Annotated in this window: 15 protein-coding genes; 8 read left to right on the forward strand and 7 right to left on the reverse strand. The window is 72.2% G+C overall.

What is annotated here, in order from left to right; all coding sequences use genetic code 11:
• Nucleotides 1-86 precede the first annotated feature (86 nt).
• A complete protein-coding gene (gene alr, locus ABGB05_RS19300; protein ID WP_347654822.1) occupies nt 87-1268 on the forward strand; it encodes an alanine racemase in 1182 nt (393 codons plus the stop codon).
• Complete coding sequence (locus tag ABGB05_RS19305; RefSeq protein ID WP_347654823.1) at nt 1261-2271, forward strand: D-alanine--D-alanine ligase family protein; 1011 nt, start codon at nt 1261-1263, stop codon at nt 2269-2271. The genes alr and ABGB05_RS19305 overlap by 8 nt, the downstream gene beginning before the upstream one ends.
• 134 nt (nt 2272-2405) lie before the next feature.
• Here ABGB05_RS19305 and ABGB05_RS19310 read toward each other — a convergent pair whose 3' ends face one another.
• Nucleotides 2406-3359, reverse strand: coding sequence for an NlpC/P60 family protein (locus ABGB05_RS19310; protein ID WP_347654824.1), 954 nt, complete (start codon nt 3357-3359; stop codon nt 2406-2408).
• A gap of 607 nt (nt 3360-3966) precedes the next feature.
• Between ABGB05_RS19310 and ABGB05_RS19315 the strand changes: the two genes are divergently transcribed.
• The gene (locus tag ABGB05_RS19315) at nt 3967-4509 is read left to right on the forward strand and encodes a DUF6232 family protein (RefSeq protein WP_347654825.1); all 543 of its coding nucleotides are present in this window, start codon (nt 3967-3969) and stop codon (nt 4507-4509) included.
• A gap of 54 nt (nt 4510-4563) precedes the next feature.
• Here the strand turns inward: ABGB05_RS19315 and ABGB05_RS19320 are convergent, their stop codons facing one another.
• Together ABGB05_RS19320 and ABGB05_RS19325 are read right to left on the reverse strand one after the other, a co-directional pair.
• The gene (locus ABGB05_RS19320; RefSeq protein ID WP_347654826.1) at nt 4564-4893 is read right to left on the reverse strand and encodes a DUF3817 domain-containing protein; all 330 of its coding nucleotides are present in this window, start codon (nt 4891-4893) and stop codon (nt 4564-4566) included.
• Nucleotides 4878-5435 (reverse strand): hypothetical protein, encoded by a 558-nt coding sequence (locus ABGB05_RS19325; protein ID WP_347654827.1) that lies wholly within the window; start codon nt 5433-5435, stop codon nt 4878-4880. Before ABGB05_RS19325 ends, ABGB05_RS19320 begins: the two co-directional genes overlap by 16 nt.
• Nucleotides 5436-5568: 133 nt before the next feature.
• On the opposite strand from ABGB05_RS19325, the gene ABGB05_RS19330 reads away from it, so the two are divergent.
• From ABGB05_RS19330 to ABGB05_RS19340, 3 genes are all read left to right on the forward strand, one after another.
• Nucleotides 5569-5931 carry a DUF6158 family protein gene (locus ABGB05_RS19330; RefSeq protein ID WP_347654828.1) on the forward strand — a complete coding sequence of 121 codons (363 nt, stop codon included), beginning with the start codon at nt 5569-5571 and terminating at the stop codon, nt 5929-5931.
• Between the two features lie 20 nt (nt 5932-5951).
• Nucleotides 5952-6266 (forward strand): hypothetical protein, encoded by a 315-nt coding sequence (locus tag ABGB05_RS19335; protein WP_347654829.1) that lies wholly within the window; start codon nt 5952-5954, stop codon nt 6264-6266.
• A gap of 76 nt (nt 6267-6342) precedes the next feature.
• Nucleotides 6343-6861 carry a DUF1360 domain-containing protein gene (locus ABGB05_RS19340; RefSeq protein ID WP_347654830.1) on the forward strand — a complete coding sequence of 173 codons (519 nt, stop codon included), beginning with the start codon at nt 6343-6345 and terminating at the stop codon, nt 6859-6861.
• 40 nt (nt 6862-6901) lie between these two features.
• Here the strand turns inward: ABGB05_RS19340 and ABGB05_RS19345 are convergent, their stop codons facing one another.
• The gene (locus tag ABGB05_RS19345; protein WP_347654831.1) at nt 6902-7108 is read right to left on the reverse strand and encodes a hypothetical protein; all 207 of its coding nucleotides are present in this window, start codon (nt 7106-7108) and stop codon (nt 6902-6904) included.
• A gap of 117 nt (nt 7109-7225) precedes the next feature.
• Between ABGB05_RS19345 and ABGB05_RS19350 the strand changes: the two genes are divergently transcribed.
• The gene (locus ABGB05_RS19350) at nt 7226-7627 is read left to right on the forward strand and encodes an amphi-Trp domain-containing protein (protein WP_347654832.1); all 402 of its coding nucleotides are present in this window, start codon (nt 7226-7228) and stop codon (nt 7625-7627) included.
• Nucleotides 7628-7960: 333 nt separating this feature from the next.
• Here ABGB05_RS19350 and ABGB05_RS19355 read toward each other — a convergent pair whose 3' ends face one another.
• From ABGB05_RS19355 to ABGB05_RS19365, 3 genes are all read right to left on the reverse strand, one after another.
• On the reverse strand, nt 7961-10459 hold the full coding sequence (locus ABGB05_RS19355; RefSeq protein WP_347654904.1) for a transglycosylase domain-containing protein: 2499 nt from the start codon (nt 10457-10459) through the stop codon (nt 7961-7963).
• A gap of 146 nt (nt 10460-10605) precedes the next feature.
• Nucleotides 10606-11691 carry a 3-deoxy-7-phosphoheptulonate synthase gene (locus tag ABGB05_RS19360; protein WP_347654833.1) on the reverse strand — a complete coding sequence of 362 codons (1086 nt, stop codon included), beginning with the start codon at nt 11689-11691 and terminating at the stop codon, nt 10606-10608.
• Nucleotides 11692-12026: 335 nt separating this feature from the next.
• A complete protein-coding gene (locus tag ABGB05_RS19365; protein WP_347654834.1) occupies nt 12027-15776 on the reverse strand; it encodes a M12 family metallo-peptidase in 3750 nt (1249 codons plus the stop codon).
• Between the two features lie 425 nt (nt 15777-16201).
• Here ABGB05_RS19365 and ABGB05_RS19370 point away from each other — a divergent pair, with 425 nt between their 5' ends.
• Nucleotides 16202-17491 (forward strand): pitrilysin family protein, encoded by a 1290-nt coding sequence (locus ABGB05_RS19370; RefSeq protein WP_347654835.1) that lies wholly within the window; start codon nt 16202-16204, stop codon nt 17489-17491.
• Nucleotides 17492-17495: the final 4 nt, after the last annotated feature.

The raw sequence follows: 17495 nt of genomic DNA on the forward strand, positions 1-17495 counted from the left end.
GGCAGGCTAGTCGCCGCCGAGGTTCACATCACTACCGCACCCGGTCTTCACGGAATCCATACAACTTTTCCCTAGGCTCACTGAACGTGATCAACAACGGGGGAGAGTTGACGCTGCCACCACTCGCGGAGGCAGTTATCGATCTTGACGCGATCGCGCACAACACCCGGGTCCTGGCCGGCCTCACCGGCGCCGACCTGCTGGCTGTGGTGAAGGCGGACGCGTTCGGTCACGGATTCCTGGAGATCGCCCGGACCACACTGAACGTCGGGGCGCGGTGGCTCGGAGTGACGTCGCAGACGGAGGCGCTGCGGCTGCGGGCGGCCGGGATCGACGCGCCGGTGCTCAGCTGGTTGCACGCCCCGGACGAGGACTTCGGGCCGGCCATCGCCGCCCGGATCGACCTCTCCGTCGCCTCCGTCGCCCACCTGCGGGGGATCGCCGCCGCGGCCGGGCGGACCGGCCGGCGGGCGGAGGTCCACCTCAAGGCCGACACCGGGCTGTCCCGCAACGGCGCGACCGACACCGACTGGCCGGAACTGGTCCGGGTGGCCCGGGGGAACGAGCTGCTCGGCCGGATCCGGGTCCGGGGCGTCTGGTCCCACCTGGCCGGCGGCGAGACCCCGGGCGACCCCCGGGACGCCGTCCAGTTGCGCCGCTTCGACCGGGCGCTGGAGCTGGCCCGGGCCGGCGGGCTGACCCCCGAGGTACGACACCTGGCGAACTCGGCCGGCCTGGTCGGGCTCCCCGAGACTCACTTCGACCTGGTCCGGGTCGGGATCGCCCTGTACGGCCCGGAGCCGCGGGCGGACCGGCAGGTGGGGCTCCGACCGGCGATGACCGTACGGTCCCGGGTCATCCTGACCAAGCGGGTCCCGGCCGGCACCGGGATCTCGTACGGGCACGACTACGTCGCACCGGCCGAAACCACCCTGGCCCTGGTACCGGTCGGCTACGCCGACGGGGTCCCGCGTATCGTCTCCGGCCGCGGCGAGGTCTGGATCGGCGGCCGACGCCGTCCGATCGCCGGTCGGGTGACCATGGACCAGATCGTCGTCGACGTCGGTGACCTGCCGGTCCGGACCGGCGACGAGGTGTTGCTCTTCGGGGACGGCAGCCGGGGCGAACCGGTCGTCGCCGACTGGGCGCGGTGGGCCGGGACCAACCCACACGAGATCTTCACCGGCATCGGCGCCCGGGTGGCCCGACGCTACCTGCCGGTGCGTTCGGAACAGCAGAACAGTGGACGGGAGCGGGTGCATGTCTGATTCGACGCTGAGGGTCGCGGTCGTGACCGGCGGACGCAGCGGGGAACACGAGGTCTCCCGCAAGTCGGCGGCGAGCGTACTGGCGAACCTGGACCCGAGCCGGTACCGCCCGGAACAGGTGCTGATCACCAGGTCGGGGGAGTGGGTCTTCGGCGCCGGGGCGCCGGTCAACGTCTTCGCGGCGGTGGACCGGCTGCGCGCGATGGACGTCGTCTTCCCGACCCTGCACGGCCCGTACGGCGAGGACGGCACCCTCCAGTCGGTGCTGGAGATGGCCGGTGTGCCGTACGTCGGCAACGGCGTACTGGCCAGCGCGGCCGGGATGGACAAGGAACTCACCAAGAAGCTGGTCGCCGCCGAGGGCGTACCGGTGGCCGACGCGGTGGTGTCGCGGCCGACCGACCCGGACGAGCTGCCGTCCGAGGCGGAGCTGCGCCGGCTCGGCCTGCCGGTCTTCGTGAAGCCGGCCCGGGCCGGGTCCAGCCTCGGGGTGTCCCGGGTGACCCGCTGGGCCGACCTGCCGGCGGCGCTGCGGCAGGCCCGGCGCAGTGATCCGAAGGTGCTGATCGAGGAGGGGGTGCCGGGGCGGGAGGTCGACGTGGCGGTGCTGGAGTACCCGGACGGCCGGGTCGTCGCCGGGCCGGCACTGGAGATCCGGGTCACCGACGAGCGGTCGTTCTTCGACTTCGACGCCAAGTACGACGATCCCGGCACGGTCTTCGAGATCCCGGCCCGGCTCGACGGTCAGATCGCCGACCGGCTGGCCGACCTCGCGGTCCGGGCGTTCCGGGCGCTCGGCTGCTCCGGGCTGGCCCGGATCGACTTCTTCCTGCGGGACGGGGTGGAGCCGGTGTTCAACGAGATCAACACCTTCCCGGGCTTCACCCAGGTCTCGCAGTACCCCCGGATCTGGCAGGTGGCCGGGCTGAGCTATCCGGCGTTGCTGGACATCCTGATCGAGACCGCGCTGGTCCGGCACCGGCGGCTGAGCCCGGTCGGCTGACTGTAGCGGCGCCGCCGGGCACATCGGCGGATCGCGCACCTGCGCTGACAGCGACGATGCCGGGAGGTCGGGTTCACCGACCTCCCGGCATCGTCGTGCTGTGCATGCCCCCGACAGCGGGGGACCGACCGGCGCTACCGCACCCGGCCGTAGCCGTACGGCGTCATCAGGTCGACGCTGGCCAGCTTGACGCTCTCGCCCGCGGTCGGCGCGTGGATCACCTTGCCGCTCCCGACGAAGATCGCCACGTGCCCGAGGCCGCTGTAGAAGACGAGGTCACCGGGTTTCAGGTCGCCCCGGCCGATCTTCGCGACCACGCCCCACTGGTCGGCGGCGTTGTGTGGCAGTGACTTTCCGGCCGCCCGCCACGCCGCCGAGGTCAGCCCGGAGCAGTCGTAGCCGTTCGGACCGTCGGCTCCGTAGACGTACGGGGTGCCGATCGCGTTGTACGCGAAAGTGACCGCCTTGCCGGCGTCGCCGTCGATCTTGGGGATCGTGCCGGTGTACTTTCCGCTGTACGACGTCGGCGAGCCGTACGCCTCCCGGCGCATGTCGTACAGCTTGTCCAGGTCCTTCTCGATCTTCTTCTTCTGGCTGGCCACACTCTTCGCCTGGGCGTTCTGCCGGGCCAGCGTGGCGTCGAGTTCGGCCTTCTGGTCGAGGTACTGACGTTGGGTGGCGTCGAAGGTGGAGAGCTGCCGGTCGCGGTCCCGGGCGAGCTGTTCCAGCGCGCCGAGCCGGTCGACCAGGTTGGCGGCCGCACTCCGCCCGAGCAGCGCGTTCGCGTCGCTCAACCCGCCGAACTTGTACGCCCGGGAGGCGATCTGCGCCACCTCGGCGCGGCCCTGTGCCACCTGCTGTTCCAGCGGGCCGATCCGGGCGTTCAGTTCGGCCGCCGCGGCCTTGCTCTTCTTGATGTCCTCGTTCAGTTTGTTGTACGACTCGACGACCTTCTCGAGTTCGTCCGAGGCCTTGTTGATCTGCTGCGTGAGCTCGGCGACCGAGGGTTCGGCCCGGGCCACCGACATGGGGGCGACCAGAACGGCCGAGACGGCGGCCACGACAAGCGCCCGCAGCAGGTTCCGCACCGAAGAAGACAACGTGTGCAGAGCCCTTCCTGCGCTACCACCGCGGGTGCTGGCTGGACTCGCGGCGACACCGGACCGGCGCCACCCGGCGGGATGACTGACTTCCGGGCCGGCCGGTTCAACCTAGCCCGGGTCGTGGATTACCGACAGTGGCCAGCGGGCGATCTGCGGCAGTAGTGAGAGATAAGGCGAATGTCGTGATCGCTGTACGTGTCCGCAGTGGATCACACCGTGGACCTCGGCGGTTCCACCCGGGGGAACGCGTACCAACTGGGCCTTCGCCCCTTTGGTCGGTGTTTGCGGATGGTTCTGCCGGTCGACAGTGGGCAAACCTGGGCAAGATCCGCCAAGCAGGGATCATCCTGGCCGCTGTCGCCGGGAGAACCGACAGGCTCGGAGCTTCTGGGCGACCGTCCGCTGGCACACCCTCCGCACAATGGGGGACGCCTCGGGGGAGCTGTCAGTAACGGACAGAACGTCACCGTCGACGCCGCCACTGTCACCGGCACCCGGCCGGACCGGGCGACCGGGTGAACCCGGTCGCCGACCCGCCGATCCCCGGAACCAGCCGTACCAGAGCGCCTCAGGAGCCGTTTGGGAGGCAAGAATGGAGCCGAACCGCCGTACCCACCGCCTACCGGAGCACCAGTTCGACGTACCTGCGGTCAACGTGCCGCGATCCTCGGCCGATCTCTACCACCAGCCCGGCGTCAGAGTCACCCGCGAGGCACTCATCGTCGCCGGTCGACGCTTTCCGGTCGCCGAACTGACCCACCTGCAGACCGCCCGCGGCCCGCACGACCGGCTGACCACCCGGGCCGTCCTGCTCACCGTCGCGGTGCTCGTCGGCATCGGCGTCGCGCTGGGCTACGCCGGCGACCTCTACGAACTGCCCGCCGCCGCGTACGCCGGCCTCGGCCTCGCGGCGTTTGTCCCGGTCGGGCTCGCGGCCGCCGGCCACCGGTGGCGGCCACCGGCGTACGAGCTGTGGGGGCGGTACCGGGGCTCGGTGGTACTGCTCTTCAGCTCCGACCAGGAACGGCAGTTCGGTCAGGTGACCCGGGCGCTGATCCGGGCCCGGGAGGCGGCCCGGCTCGGCGGGCTGGCCCACCCGCCGGCCTCCGAGTCGCCGTACGAGCCGATGGCCTGACGGTCGACGGTCCGACGGCCGGCCCGGTCGCGGTCCGGGCCGGACCCGTCCGGGTCAGCCCGCCACCGGCTCCGGTTCCGGCCGGCGCACCTGCTGCCGTACCTGACGGGCCACCGAGCGTTCGACGTAGATGGACAGGAACGGCACCGTGCCGGCCAACATCACCAGCACCATCCGGCCCAGCGGCCAGCGGGCCCGCCGGCCCAGGTCGAACACGGTCACCAGCAGGACCATGTAGAGGAAGCCGTGGGCCGGGCCGACCGTCTCGACCACCACCGGGTTGTTCCCGAGGTACTTCAGCGGCATGCCGATCACCACGAGCACGATCAGCACCACGCCGACGATGTTGGCGACCACGCGGTAGCGGGTCAGGGCTGCGCCCACGATGTGTCCTTCCTGCTGCCGGCCGGGCCGGGATAACCGGGGTAGTCGGCGGGCCGTGCCCCGGGATTGGCGTTCAGCCAGGCCAGATAGTGGTTGTATTCGTCAAGCGCCGGGTCGTCGGTGCCCTCGACCGCCGGCCGGCGCCGGGCCGTGCGAACCGGTCGGCGGATCCCCGTCGCCCCGCCCTGACCGGGCGCCGACGCCGGCCCGGTGGCCGGGACACCCGCCCCGGCGGCGGAGCCGTCCGCCGTGCTGCCCTCCAGCCCGGGGGCGGAGCCGCCCGAGGCGGTGGCCGCCGCCCCGGAGCCGTCCGGACCGGTCGCCGGGATCCGGTCACCGCGCAGGGCGTACCGGATCTCGCGTACCCAGAGAAAGATCAGGAACCCGGCGAAGATCGGCCACTCGACGGCGTACGCCCAGCTCAGGGTGTTGCCCGCGAGCGCCCGGCTGATCTGCCACCAGCCGAGCGCGAGGAAGCCGACCACCATCACGACGGTGAGCACGTGGCGCACGATCCACGCCGGTGTCCACAGCCGTTTCATGCCCCGAGCGTACCGGGCGGCGGGGTGCTTCTCCGACACGGCGTCGTAGTGTCGGCGGCACCGGACGGGTTTGACCCTGCCCGGTCTGGGCAACCGTCTAGTCGTCAACCCAAACGAGCCATCGGGGGCGACGATGACCGAATCAGTGAGCCACGGCGGGTTCTCCCCGGCCGGCAGCGGGATACCGACCGAGGCCAGTCCGGAGCAGCGGCTCGGCGAGTGGAACGGTGACCCCGTCCGGTACGGCGGCACGGCGAGCGACTTCGTCGTCGCCGAGGAGGAGTCGCTCGGCATCGACCCGGTCGAGCTGAGCGACGACGACCTGATCCGGGAACTGCACAGCCTGCACCGGACCCGGCTCGACACCCTCCGGCACGCGGCCGACACCGCGCTCGGCCACCACCTGCGGCGTACCGCCGAACTGGAGACCGAGTACCTGACCCGGCATCCGGGTCGGGAGGTCGATCCGAGCCGACTGCGGGACGGCGCCTGGTGACGGTGCACGCCGAACGTGGCATGTCAGCCCCGCCGGAGGTCGTCTTCAGCACCGCGACCGACCCCGACCGGGTCTCCGCCTGGCTGCCGGAGCCGTTACGCGGCGATGGCGGCCAGGGGCCGGAGGTGGAGACGGCGGACCTGCGGGCCCGGTGGCGGACCACGGCAGGCCCGTCCTGGACGGCCCAGCTGGAGGTCGCCCCGGTCGACGCGGGCGGAGCCAGCGTCCGGTTGGCGCTCGACGCCGACCCGCCGGAGCGGCGGCTGCGCGAGATCGCCGACGAGTCGCTGGCGAGCCTGGCCCGCGAGGTGGCGGACAACCTGACCGCGGGTTGAGGGCGGCCGGCCCCGGCCGGCGACCGCCGACGGATCAGGACAACCGGAGAGCAGGCTACGCGCGGAGCGGAGCGGCATGAACGTACGGGACAGGGTGGCGCGGTTGCGCAGGGCGTACGCACCGCACGAGCACCGCCCGCTGGGCGGCTATCTCGCGGCGATGGGCACGTACGCCGGGGTGGCGACGGCGCTCGGGATCGCGGCGAAGACGACCGGCCGGCGGGTACCCGAGCGGCCGACCACGGCGGACGTCGTACTGCTGTCGATCGCCACCCACAAACTCAGCCGGCTGCTCTCCAAGGACGCCGTGACCAGCCCGCTGCGCGCCCCCTTCACCCGCTACGACCGGCCGATCGGCAGCGGTGAGGTGATGGAGCAGGTACGCGACCAGGGCAGTTCCGCCCGGCACGCCGTCGGTGAACTGCTCAGCTGTCCGTTCTGCCTGGCGGTGTGGGTGGCCACCGGGCTGGCCGGCGGGCTGGTCCTGGCCCCCCGCCTGACCCGGCTGGTGGCGACCGCGTTCACCGCCGTCGCCGCCTCCGACTTCCTGCAGATGGGGTATGCGATCGCCCAGCGCGAGGCGGAGAAGTCGTAGCTGTCAGACGGGCAGACGGTGGTGGGGGTCCGACCCGCCGTCAGCGGCTGGTGCCGCCGAGCAGGTCGGCCGCCTCGTCGACGGAGTACTCGCCCTGCGGCAACGCGGTGATCCGGGTCAGCAGCTCGGCCGGAACCTCGGCGGCGACCGCCCGGCGCTGGATCTCGGACTGGGTGACCCGCTCCTGACCGGAGTAGAGGTCGTCCAGCAGGTCGTCGAGTTCGGTACTGGTTGTCTCGTCGGTCACCCGGTCCGGCTACCCGGTGGGGAACCGGTCAAACAACACGTCGGGCCCGGCGACGGGACGGACCGTGTCGTCGACCCGTTCGCGTTTCGTCCTCAGTGGAATGCGAGCATGGCGGGCATGGAAATCTACAATGACACCCGTACGGTCGCCCGGAACGATCTGGCCGCCTGGCTGCGCCAGCTCGCCGACCAGCTCGAGTCCGGTCAGATCTTCTACGGTGCCGCGGGGCGGGTCGCCGTGGGCGACCAGGTCGAGTGCGAGCTGGAGATCGAGCGGGAGAGCGACACGGAGGTCTCGGTCGAGATCGAGTTCACCTTCACCAGTGCCGCGCCCGCCGCCGAAACGGACGAGGACGAGGAGTCCGAATCCGACGAGGACGACGAGTCTGACGGGGAGTCGGAGGACGAGGGCGACTCGGACGGGGAAGAAACGGACGGCGAGGACGCCGCGGCCGAGGCCGACAGCGGGACCGCCGGTGAGCCGGCCAAGGCCCCGGAGACCGGCGGCAAGGAGGCCTGACCGGGGCGGTACCCGGCCCCGGTGGACGAGTCGAAGCCGATCCGGCGAGGGTGACCTTCGCCACGACGGAGACCGGAACACCGGGCCGGGGTCCGGCGGTTGTACGGACTGTCGGTGTGTCCAGTGTCCCCGGGCCTCAACCAATTGCCCTCGCGGAATACCGTTCGGCTGGAGCCGCGTCGTGCCACTCGCCGAGAGGCGACCTGCACACCGACACCGCGCCGCCCATGGCCTGCCATGGGCGGCGCAACGTTTTCCGGGTCTTGTCAACCCTGGGCGTTGTGCGGCCGGCGTGAACAGGTCACGCCGGCCGCCGAACTCAGTCGGTCCGGCTCATTGCCGGCCGCCCGGCGGAAGGTCCGCCGGCGGCTCGGCACCGCCGTTCTGCGGCCCGCCGTTGCCGTTCCGGGGTCCACCATCGCCGTTTCCGCCCGGGCCACGCCCGTCCGGCCCGTCCGACCGGCCCTGTCCGTTGCTGATCCGCAGCATCACCAGACCGCCCGAGACGGTCCGGCCGTCCGGATCGGTCCGGGCGACCGTACCCGCCGGGCAGGACGAGGTGACCTGGTTGCTGTCGACCTCGACCCGGAAACCGGCACCGCGCAGCGTGTTGGTGGCGTCGTCGACGGAGCGGCAGGTCACCGACGGCACCGACCGCTGGTCACCGTTGACGAACGCGGCGTCCGGCTTCGGGAAGTCCTTCTTCGGCTTGCCCTTCATCGCGTCGGCCAGCGTCTCGTAGACGGCCGGGTTGACAAGGTTGTGGTTCATGTTCTCGGTGGTCTCCGGCCAGTCCGGGTCGGCCAGGATGCCGGCGACGCTCAGCGAGGTGGTGGTGGCCACCAGCGACGCGGTCCGATCGCTGTCCGTGGTACCGGTCTTGCCGGCCACCGGGTGACCGACCACCTGACGCACCACCGAGGCGGTGGCGCCGGAGCACCGGCCGTACGCCGACTGGTCGCCGACCGGGCAGCGGGCGGCGTCGATGGCCGCCCGGGCGACCCCCGGATCCACCGCCTGGTCACAGCGGGGTTTCGCCACGTCCAGCAGATTCCCGGACTGGTCCCGGATCTCCTGCACCGGAATCGGCTCGCAGTGCTTGCCGTCCGCGGCCAGGGTCGCGTACGCGTTGGCGAGGTCCAGCGGGGTGGTCGCCGAGACGCCGAGGGTGAACGAGCCCCAGCCGTCCGCCGACGCCTCGTCCTTCGCCATCTCCGCGTCGTTGCCGGCCCGGAACCTGATGCCGAGCCGCTCGGCCGCGTCGACCACCTTGGCCGCGCCGACCCGCTCCTCCAACGGCACGAAGTACGTGTTCACCGAGCGGCCGAAGGCGCTCCACATGTCGTGCCGCCCGGCCATGCCGGCATTGTCGTTGCTCGGGCACCACCGCTCGGTGCCGGGGCAGGCGGACTCGGTGCCGGCCGCCGCGGTGTACTTCGACGGGTACCGGTTCGGCGCGTCGATCTGGTAGCTGAGCGGATAGCCCTGCTCCAGCGCGGCGACCATGGTGAAGATCTTGAAGGTCGAACCGGCCTGGTACCCGGTGATGTCGCCACCGCCGGTGAGCAGCGGGTTCGTCGTACGCGGGTAGGTTGCCCGGACGTCCTCCCGGGCCTGCGCCGGGTTGCTGGAGATCGGGTTCTTCGGGTGCGCCGGGTCGTCCAGCCCGAACGTCCGGTTGGTGGCCAGGGCCCGTACCCGGCCGGTGCCCGGTTCGACCGCCGCGACCATCAGCGCGTCCTGCTTCCCGGTCGACAGGTACTGCTCCACGTTCTTGTGCGCCGCCTTCTGCACGGACGGGTCGAGCGTGCTGACGATCCGGTAGCCGCCGCCCTTGAGCTGCCGCTCCCGGTCGTACGAGGTGTTGCCGAACGCGTCCTGGTTCATCCACCAGCGGGACAGGTAGTCGCAGAAGAAGCCCCAGTCGTTGTGCACCGAACTGGTGCACCCGTTGCTCGGGGTCTTGCCCTTCACCTTCAGCGGTACGGCGAGAGCCGCCGCCTCCTCCGCCGGGGTGATCGCGCCGGTCTCCCGCATCTGGCCGATCACCCAGTTCCGGCGCTCCACCGTGTGCTGGTAGCCCGGCCCCTTGCTGTCCAGCGCGTCGTAGTAACTCGGCGACTTGACCAGGCCGGCGATCATCGCCGCCTCCGGAACGGTCAGGTCCCGGGGCTCCTTGCCGAAGTAGAAGCGGCTCGCCGCGGCCACCCCGTACGTGCCGTGGCCGAACGGGGCCATGTTCAGGTAACGCTCCAGGATCTGGTCCTTGCTGAGCTTCTTCTCCAGCGCCGCCGCCTGCCGCATCTCCCGCAGCTTCCGGCCGGTGGTGTCCTCGCTCGCCGCCACCACGTCGTTCGGATCGGTCGAGCCGTAGACCAGCGACATCCGGACCAGCTGCATGGTCAGCGTCGAGGCGCCCTGCTTCGACCCGCCGGTGCCGTTGGAGACCAGCGCCCGCAGGAAGCCCTTCAGGTCCACCCCGTTGTGGTGGTAGAACGCGTGGTCCTCGGCCGCGACCATCGCCTTGCGCATCGCCGGGGAGATCTGGTCCAACGGGACGTCCTGGCGGTTCTCGTCGAAGAAGGTCGCCAACAGCGTCTTCCCGTCGGACGCGTACACCTGGGTCGCTTCGGGGACGTGCGGCACCGTCAACTCGGCCGGCAGGTCCTCGAACGACTCGGCGCCGGCCTTCGCCGCCAGACCCGAGAACGCCACCGCCGGGAACGCCGCGCCGGCCAGCACCAGCCCGGCGAGCAGCGCGCAGAACAACAGCACGGCGGGTCGGTTCAGACGACCTCGGAACAGACGGAGTCGGCGAAGACGGAGCAGCATCATCAACCTCTGGGTGGGGGCGGACACGTCGCAGACAGGCGCTCGGCGCGCGAGGACAACCGTACGCGCGTCTTTCGCCCTATTGATCCAGACGCCGCCCCCGACCACACGGTTGCGCGCGGGGCGAAGCACAAATGACTGCTACGTCACACCTCGGCCGGGGCGGTCGCCCGGCGGGCCCGGACCGCCGTGGCCAGCTCCGCCAGCACCTGCTCGGTCTCCGGCCAGCCGAGGCAGGCGTCGGTGATCGACTGTCCGTACACCAGCGGACAGGTCGGGTCGAGGTCCTGCCGGCCCGGGACCAGGAACGACTCCAGCATCACCCCGACGATGCCGCGCTGCCCCTCCGCCATCTGTCGACCCACCTCCGCGGCCACCACCGGCTGGCGGCGGTGGTCCTTGCCACTGTTGTCGTGGCTGGCGTCGATCACCAGACGCTCGGGCAGCCCGGCCGCGCGCAGCAGCTCCAGCGAGGCGGCCACCGACTCGGCGTCGTAGTTCGGCTCACCCCGGCCGCCGCGCAGCACCAGGTGACAGTCGGTGTTGCCCCGGGTGTGCAGGATCGCCGGCGCCCCGGAGACGTCGATGCCGGGGAAGACGTGCGGCACCCCGGCGGCCCGGATCGCGTCGACCGCCGTGCCCACGCTGCCGTCCGGACGGTTCTTCATCCCGATCGGCATGGAGAGCCCGGAGGAGAGCTGGCGGTGGACCTGGCTCTCCACCGTACGGGCGCCGATCGCACCCCACGCCACGGTGTCGGCGATGTACTGCGGGGTGATCGGGTCGAGGAACTCGCAGCCGACCGGCAGGCCGAGCCGGAGCACGTCCAGCAGCAGGGCGCGGGCGGCCCGCAGACCGGCGTTGACGTCCCCGGAACCGTCCAGTCCCGGATCGTTGATCAGACCCTTCCAACCGACGGTCGAGCGCGGCTTCTCGAAGTAGACCCGCATCACCACCAGCAGGTCGTCGGCGTGCCGGGCCGCCGCGTCGCGCAGCAGGTGGGCGTACTCCAGGGCGGCGACCGGGTCGTGCACCGAGCAGGGACCGACCACGACGAGAAGTCGATCATCCTCGCGGTCCAGCACCCGGCCGACGGATCGTCGTCCGTCCAGCACCGCCGCCGCCAGTTTCTCGTCAAGCGGTAGTTCGTGGTGCAGCAGCGCCGGTGTGGTCAACGGCACGATCCGGTCGATGCGCTGGTCGCTGACCCGACTCATTCCGGTGGTGGTCATCTCGCAGTCTCCCTCCGCCGACCTTCACCCGGGGGCCGGCGCCCGGGAGCCGAGCCGGCTGCTCACATGGAAAAAGCAGGGACGAATGTCCCTGCTTCAGCCGGCTCTGCTGGATCTGGTGACGTCAGGTCATGGCTGAGTCACCGGCTCCGGAGCCGGCTGACTAAACCATCGATACGACCGCATCACGCGGTGAACGATACCCGATGAGTGGCGGAGGTGGTGGCGGAGCGCCACCGTACAGTGTCGGACCGCCGACGGTCGCGGGCGCCCTGAGCTCTGCGGAAGGCCCCTTCCGCTACCAGAACGGTGCGGAAGGGGCCCGGCCCTTCGTCTCAGAGGACGAGAAGGGTGCCGCCGGAGAGGGTCAGTTCCCGGCTCTGCGCCCCGGCCCAGTCGGCGGCGAGGAGCAGCCGGTCGCCGTCGAGGACGGTGACCGCCAGGCTGTCCCGGCCGCCGCGCGGCCCCCGGTCGGCGCCGGTCAGCCGCAGGGTCAGCCCGGTGGCGACGGTCACCGGACGCCGGGCGTCGGTGACGTCGACCAGGCTGGCGGTGGTTCGCAGGTCGAGCCGGTCCGCGCCGTCGACCCGCCGGGCGCCGAACGAGTCGACGTCCGTGCTCCGGAGCTGGTACTTCCGGTCGCCGGAGCGGAACTCCAGGTCGACCAGGCCGGCGGCGGCACCGGTCCGGGTCTGGGCCAGCAGCAGGCCGACCTCGATCCGGGACCGGGGGTCGACCCGGTAGGCGCCGGCGGAACGGGTCGGGGTCAGCTCGGCGGCCCCGAGCACCGCCCGGTTCTCCGGCCGGGACACCTCGACCCGGGCCGTGGCGCTGCCGGCGTAGTTGCCGCCGAGCGTGACGGTCACCTCGTGACCGCCGGTCGGCAGACTCGCCGTACAGCTGGCGACCGCCGCGAAGTCGTCCGTGCCCAACGGCGCCGGCACGGCCGTGCAGAGCGTCCGGCCACCGGCGGCGAAGGTCACCGTCGCGGTCGAGACGTCACCCGGCCAGGGGTCGGTCCCGGGGTACGGCAACGTCTCCCGGAAGGTGGTCTGGAGCAGCACCTCGGTGTCGCCCCGGCCGGCGCCGAAGACCACCGCGTCCCCGGCGTACGCCACCTCGGTCGACTCGGGCAGCACCCGGACCACGAACCGGACGGTTTCTCCCAGGCCGTGCTCGTCGGTGACGGTCGCCGTGACCGGGTAGTCGCCCGGGGCCGCCCGGGTGGTGCCGAGGATGCCCCAGCGGGTCGGTTCACCGGTGCCGCCCGGGGTCGGACGCCCGCCGACGAGGAACAGTCCGGCGGGCAGGCCGGTGGCCGTGCCGGTGAGTTCCGACGGGTCCCCGTCCGGGTCGGTGGCCCGGACGTACACCTCGGGGTAGACCCCGTCGCTGTACTGGACCGTCACCACGTCCGGACCGTCGAAGCTGACCTCCGGGGTGGCCCAGATCGGGAAGTTGACGTCGCTGAGGTCGAAGAAGACGTTGCCGATCGCCTCGACCCTGATCCGGGCCGCCGGCTTGGCGCCGACGTTCGGCACGGTCACCGTCGCGGCGCCGTCGTTGGCGGTCCGCTCCGCGAGCACGTACGGGAAGGTGAGGCCGCCGTCGACGGAGAGCGAGATCCGTACCTCGGTCACCCCGATCGGCGCCCGGTCGGTGCCGGCGACGTCCCAGGCCACCGGCAGGTCGGAGCCGCCGGCCACGGCGTCGGCCGTGGCCGGCGCGGTGACCAGGAACGGCCCGGCCTCCGGGGCCAGGGTCAGCGCGGTGTCGGCACTGCCGATGCCGCCGGCGCCGGGGTGGCCGTCCCGGGCGGTGAGCCGGAAGTGCAGGGTCCGGTCGCCGGTGAAGCCGACCCAGTCGGCGGTGGGCAGGAACTCGGAGTAGCAGTCGACGACGTGCGGCGGCACGTTCGTCGCGCCGCCGCTCGGCGGGACGGGCGGGGCCGCCGGGCAGGCCCCGGTCGCCGCGTTGGTGTGGTTGGCGGCGATCTGGTCCAGGTCCGGGAAGGTCCGGGTCGGGTCGGTGGTGACCGCGTTCAGCCCCCGCGAGTGGTACTCCAGCGTCTCGTCGGGGCCGACGACCGCCGCCCTGCCGAACTGCCGGAACAGCGGCCCGTTGGTCTTCGTGTTGTTGACCAGCGCGGTGCCGGTGGCGCTGCCGCCGCTGACTCCGCCCCGGTCGTTCTGCTCCCACAGGTAGGTGACGGTGTCCCCGTCGGCGTCGGTCGCGCCGCCGGTCAGCGCGAACGGGGTACGGACCGGGATGGTGTACGACTGCGGCGCGGTGACCACGGGTGCGTGGTTGCCGGTCTGCTCGACCCGCCAGCCCTGGTTGTCGATCGCGCCGCCCTTGACCGTCTCGCCGACCAGCGCGGTCGGACCGCCGTTACCGGAGTCGGCGGTGAGCACCAGCGACTCGACGTTGGTGCCGGCGAGAGTGCCGCCGAAGGTGACCTGGAAGCCGGTGTCGTCGAGGACGGCGCCGCCGCCGAACCCGGTGACGCTGACCGTGGCGCCGGCCGGCCAGCCGGGGATCCCCTCGATCGTCGACTTCAACCCGGTGGGCGTGTAGTCGCCACCCCGGACGATCGGCGCCGAGGTCTGGCCCCGGAAGCCGAGGCGGAAGCTCTGCCCGTCGGTGTCGAAGCCACGCAGGCCGACGTTCTGCACCTCGTTGACGGCCGGCCGCTCCGAGTTGACGTACGTGGTGATCTCGGTGTAGCTGCGCTGCGACCAGTACGGGTCGCTGTGCGGCTGAAGGTTGTCCTGCTGACAGATGCCGGCGTACGCCATGATCGACGACCCGCTGCCCGGCTCGTACGAGTTCGCCGCACTGCGGTTGCCGCCGGAGCAGTTCCACTGGGTGCCGTTGAAGGTGTGGTTGCCGGCGAACTGGTGGCCGAGTTCGTGCGCCACGTAGTCGACGGCGAAGTAGTCGCCGACCGGGGTCGGCAGTCCGGTGCAGCCGCGGGCCTTGTTGGCCCCGCCGACCACGCCGAGCCCGGCGACGCCGCCGCCGGCCTTGCCGAGCCCGATGTGCCCGACGTCGTAGTTGCCGGCGCCGACGAGCTGACCGAGTACCACGACGTTGCGGCTGAGCAGGCCGCCGGTGCAGGAGCTGAGCTGCGCCTCGGTGTAGCAGGGTGCCGCACCGCACGGCCCGTCCGGTCCGGTCGCCTCGGCCGGGGTGTTCAGGTTGGTCTTCTCGGTGGCGTCGACCAGGACCAGCCGGATCGCGGTCTCGTCCTCGTAGATCTGGTTCACCCGGTTGACCAGCGTTACCTTCGCCGCCGTGACGTTCTCCGGCCCGAAGTACGTGGCGTACGAGGGGTCGGTCACCAGGGCCAGCCGGTACGTCCGCAGCCGTACCTCGGCCCCGGTGGCGGCGGAGGCGACGTCGTCGGCGAGGTCCCCGACGGCCTGCGTCACGTCCTCCCGTTCGACGAACACGTCCTCGGGGTGGGCGGTGTCGTGCACGTGGTAGCTGGCGTACCGCCGCAGGTCGGTCCGGCTGTACGGGTCGACGTACCAGACGCCGTCGGCGGAGCGGACCGAGGCGTGGAAGCCGAGCGGGGTGAGGTCGGCCCGGACGGTCGCGGTCGGGTCGTCCAGGCCCCGTCCGGCGTACGTCCGGATCTCCGGGTGCCGGGCGGCGAGGCCGGACTCCATCACCGGTGAGTCGACCAGTTCGAAGCGCTGGAACGTCCCCTCGGGGGTGGGCAGGGGGACGACCAGCGGCCGGGTACGGGCGGTGGTGCTCCGTTCGGCGGGTGCGGACTCCAGGATGGTCTCGAAGGCGGCCCGGTCCAGCGCGAAGCCGGCGAACCGGTCGACCCGGACGTCGGTCGGGCCGGGGATCCGGGCGGTGGTCGAGGTGCCCAGCGCCGTCCACGGGTTGGTCGGACCCGCCGGTGCGGCGGTGGCCGGTGCGGTGCCGGCCAGCGCCGGCAGCAGGCCGGCCGCGAGGGTGACCACGGTCAGGACCGCCAGCCGCCGCCGACCTCCGGAGGGTCCGGTGGGTGGGCGGCGGCCGGACAGCGCCGGACCGTGGTCGGCGGCGGGGGTCGAGGGCGTCGTCAAGGGCGTCTCCTTTGACTACGCCGACCGCCGGTGGTCCCGGGGCACCCGTCGCCGCCCGGCCCGACCGTCGATCGACTTGGGGGATTGATCAGGACCATAGGGGTCGACGAGCCGGCGGACCACCCTCCGCGTGGTCGGATCCGTTTCCCGGCCCGGGTTCCGGCTGCCGGGCATGCGCCCGGTTCGGGTTGGGTGACCACTGTGGTCTGCCGCCGCCTCCGGGCCGCGCCGGTGCCCGGGCCGGTCGACTGCCGCGTCCGGGCCGCGCCGGTGCCCGGGCCGGTCGACTGCCGCGTCCGGGCCGCGCCGGTGCCCGGGCCGGTCGGCGGAACGGAGGGCCGGCCGGGGGAGTGTCCGGGATCAATCGGCCGCGCACGGCATGGTTGGCGCCCGGTCCGGTGGTCCGATCGGATAGCGTCGTGCTCATGCCCGAGACCGGTTACCCCTGGCCGATCGAGACCGCCCGGCTGGACAACGGCCTGCGTGTGGTGGTCAGCGAAGACCGCAGCGTGCCCGTCGTGGCGGTCAACCTCTGGTACGACGTCGGGTCGCGGCACGAGCCCGACGGCCAGACCGGCTTCGCCCACCTGTTCGAGCACCTGATGTTCGAGGGCTCGGTCAACGTGGCGAAGACCGAGCACATGCAGCTCGTCCAGGGCTCCGGTGGGTCGCTGAACGCGACCACCAACCCGGACCGGACCAACTACTTCGAGACCCTGCCGTCCGAGCACCTGGCCCTCGCGTTGTGGCTGGAGGCCGACCGGATGGGCGGGCTGGTCCCCGCGTTGACCCAGGAGACGCTGGACAACCAGCGTGAGGTGGTCAAGAACGAGCGGCGGCAGCGGTACGAGAACGTGCCGTACGGGGACGCATGGCTGCGCCTCCTGCCGCTGCTCTACCCGCCGGGGCACCCGTACCACCACCCGACGATCGGCTCGATGGCCGACCTGAACGCCGCCGACCTGGCGACCTTCCAGGCGTTCCACACCACCTACTACGCCCCGAACAACGCCGTCCTGACGGTGGTCGGGGACACCTCCCCGGGCGAGGTCCTCGCGCTGGTCGACCGGTACTTCGGTCGGCTGCTGCCGCAGTCGGACATCCCGCCGGCACCGGAGGGCCGGAAGGTGCCGGCGACCGGCGTACCGGCCCGGGAGACGGTCACCGGCGACGTGCCGGCGCCCCGGGTCTACCTGGCGCACCGGACCCACCCGTTCGGCGAGCCCGGCTACGACGTGGTGACCGTGTTGGCGATGGTGCTCGGCGCGGGCCGGGGCAGCCGGCTGTACCAGCGGCTCGCCGACGGTGCCCGGCTGGCCCAGCCGGACAGTGTCAGCGCGTTCGGGGTCGACCTGGCGCACGGACCGGCGCCGTTGATCGTCAGCGCCACCGCCCGGCCCGGGGTCACCGCCGAGCGGTTGGAGGCCGGGCTGGTCGAGGTGCTGGAGGGGCTGGCCGACGGCGTGACCGAGGCCGAACTCGACCGGGCCCGGGCCCTGCTGACCACCGCGTGGTGGCGTCAGCTCGCCACGGTCGACGGCCGGGCGGACCTGCTGGGCCGGCACACCACCCAGCTCGGCGACCCGCACCGCGCGGCGGACCGGCTCGCCGGCTGGCTGTCGGTCACCGCGGACCAGGTGACCGGGCTGGCCCGGGACCTGCTCGGCGCGGCCGACCGGGTGACCCTGACCTACCTGCCGGAGGAGAAGGCGTGAGCGA

The sequence above is a fragment of the Plantactinospora sp. B5E13 genome, assembly GCF_039871775.1.
GTDB lineage: Bacteria > Actinomycetota > Actinomycetes > Mycobacteriales > Micromonosporaceae > Plantactinospora.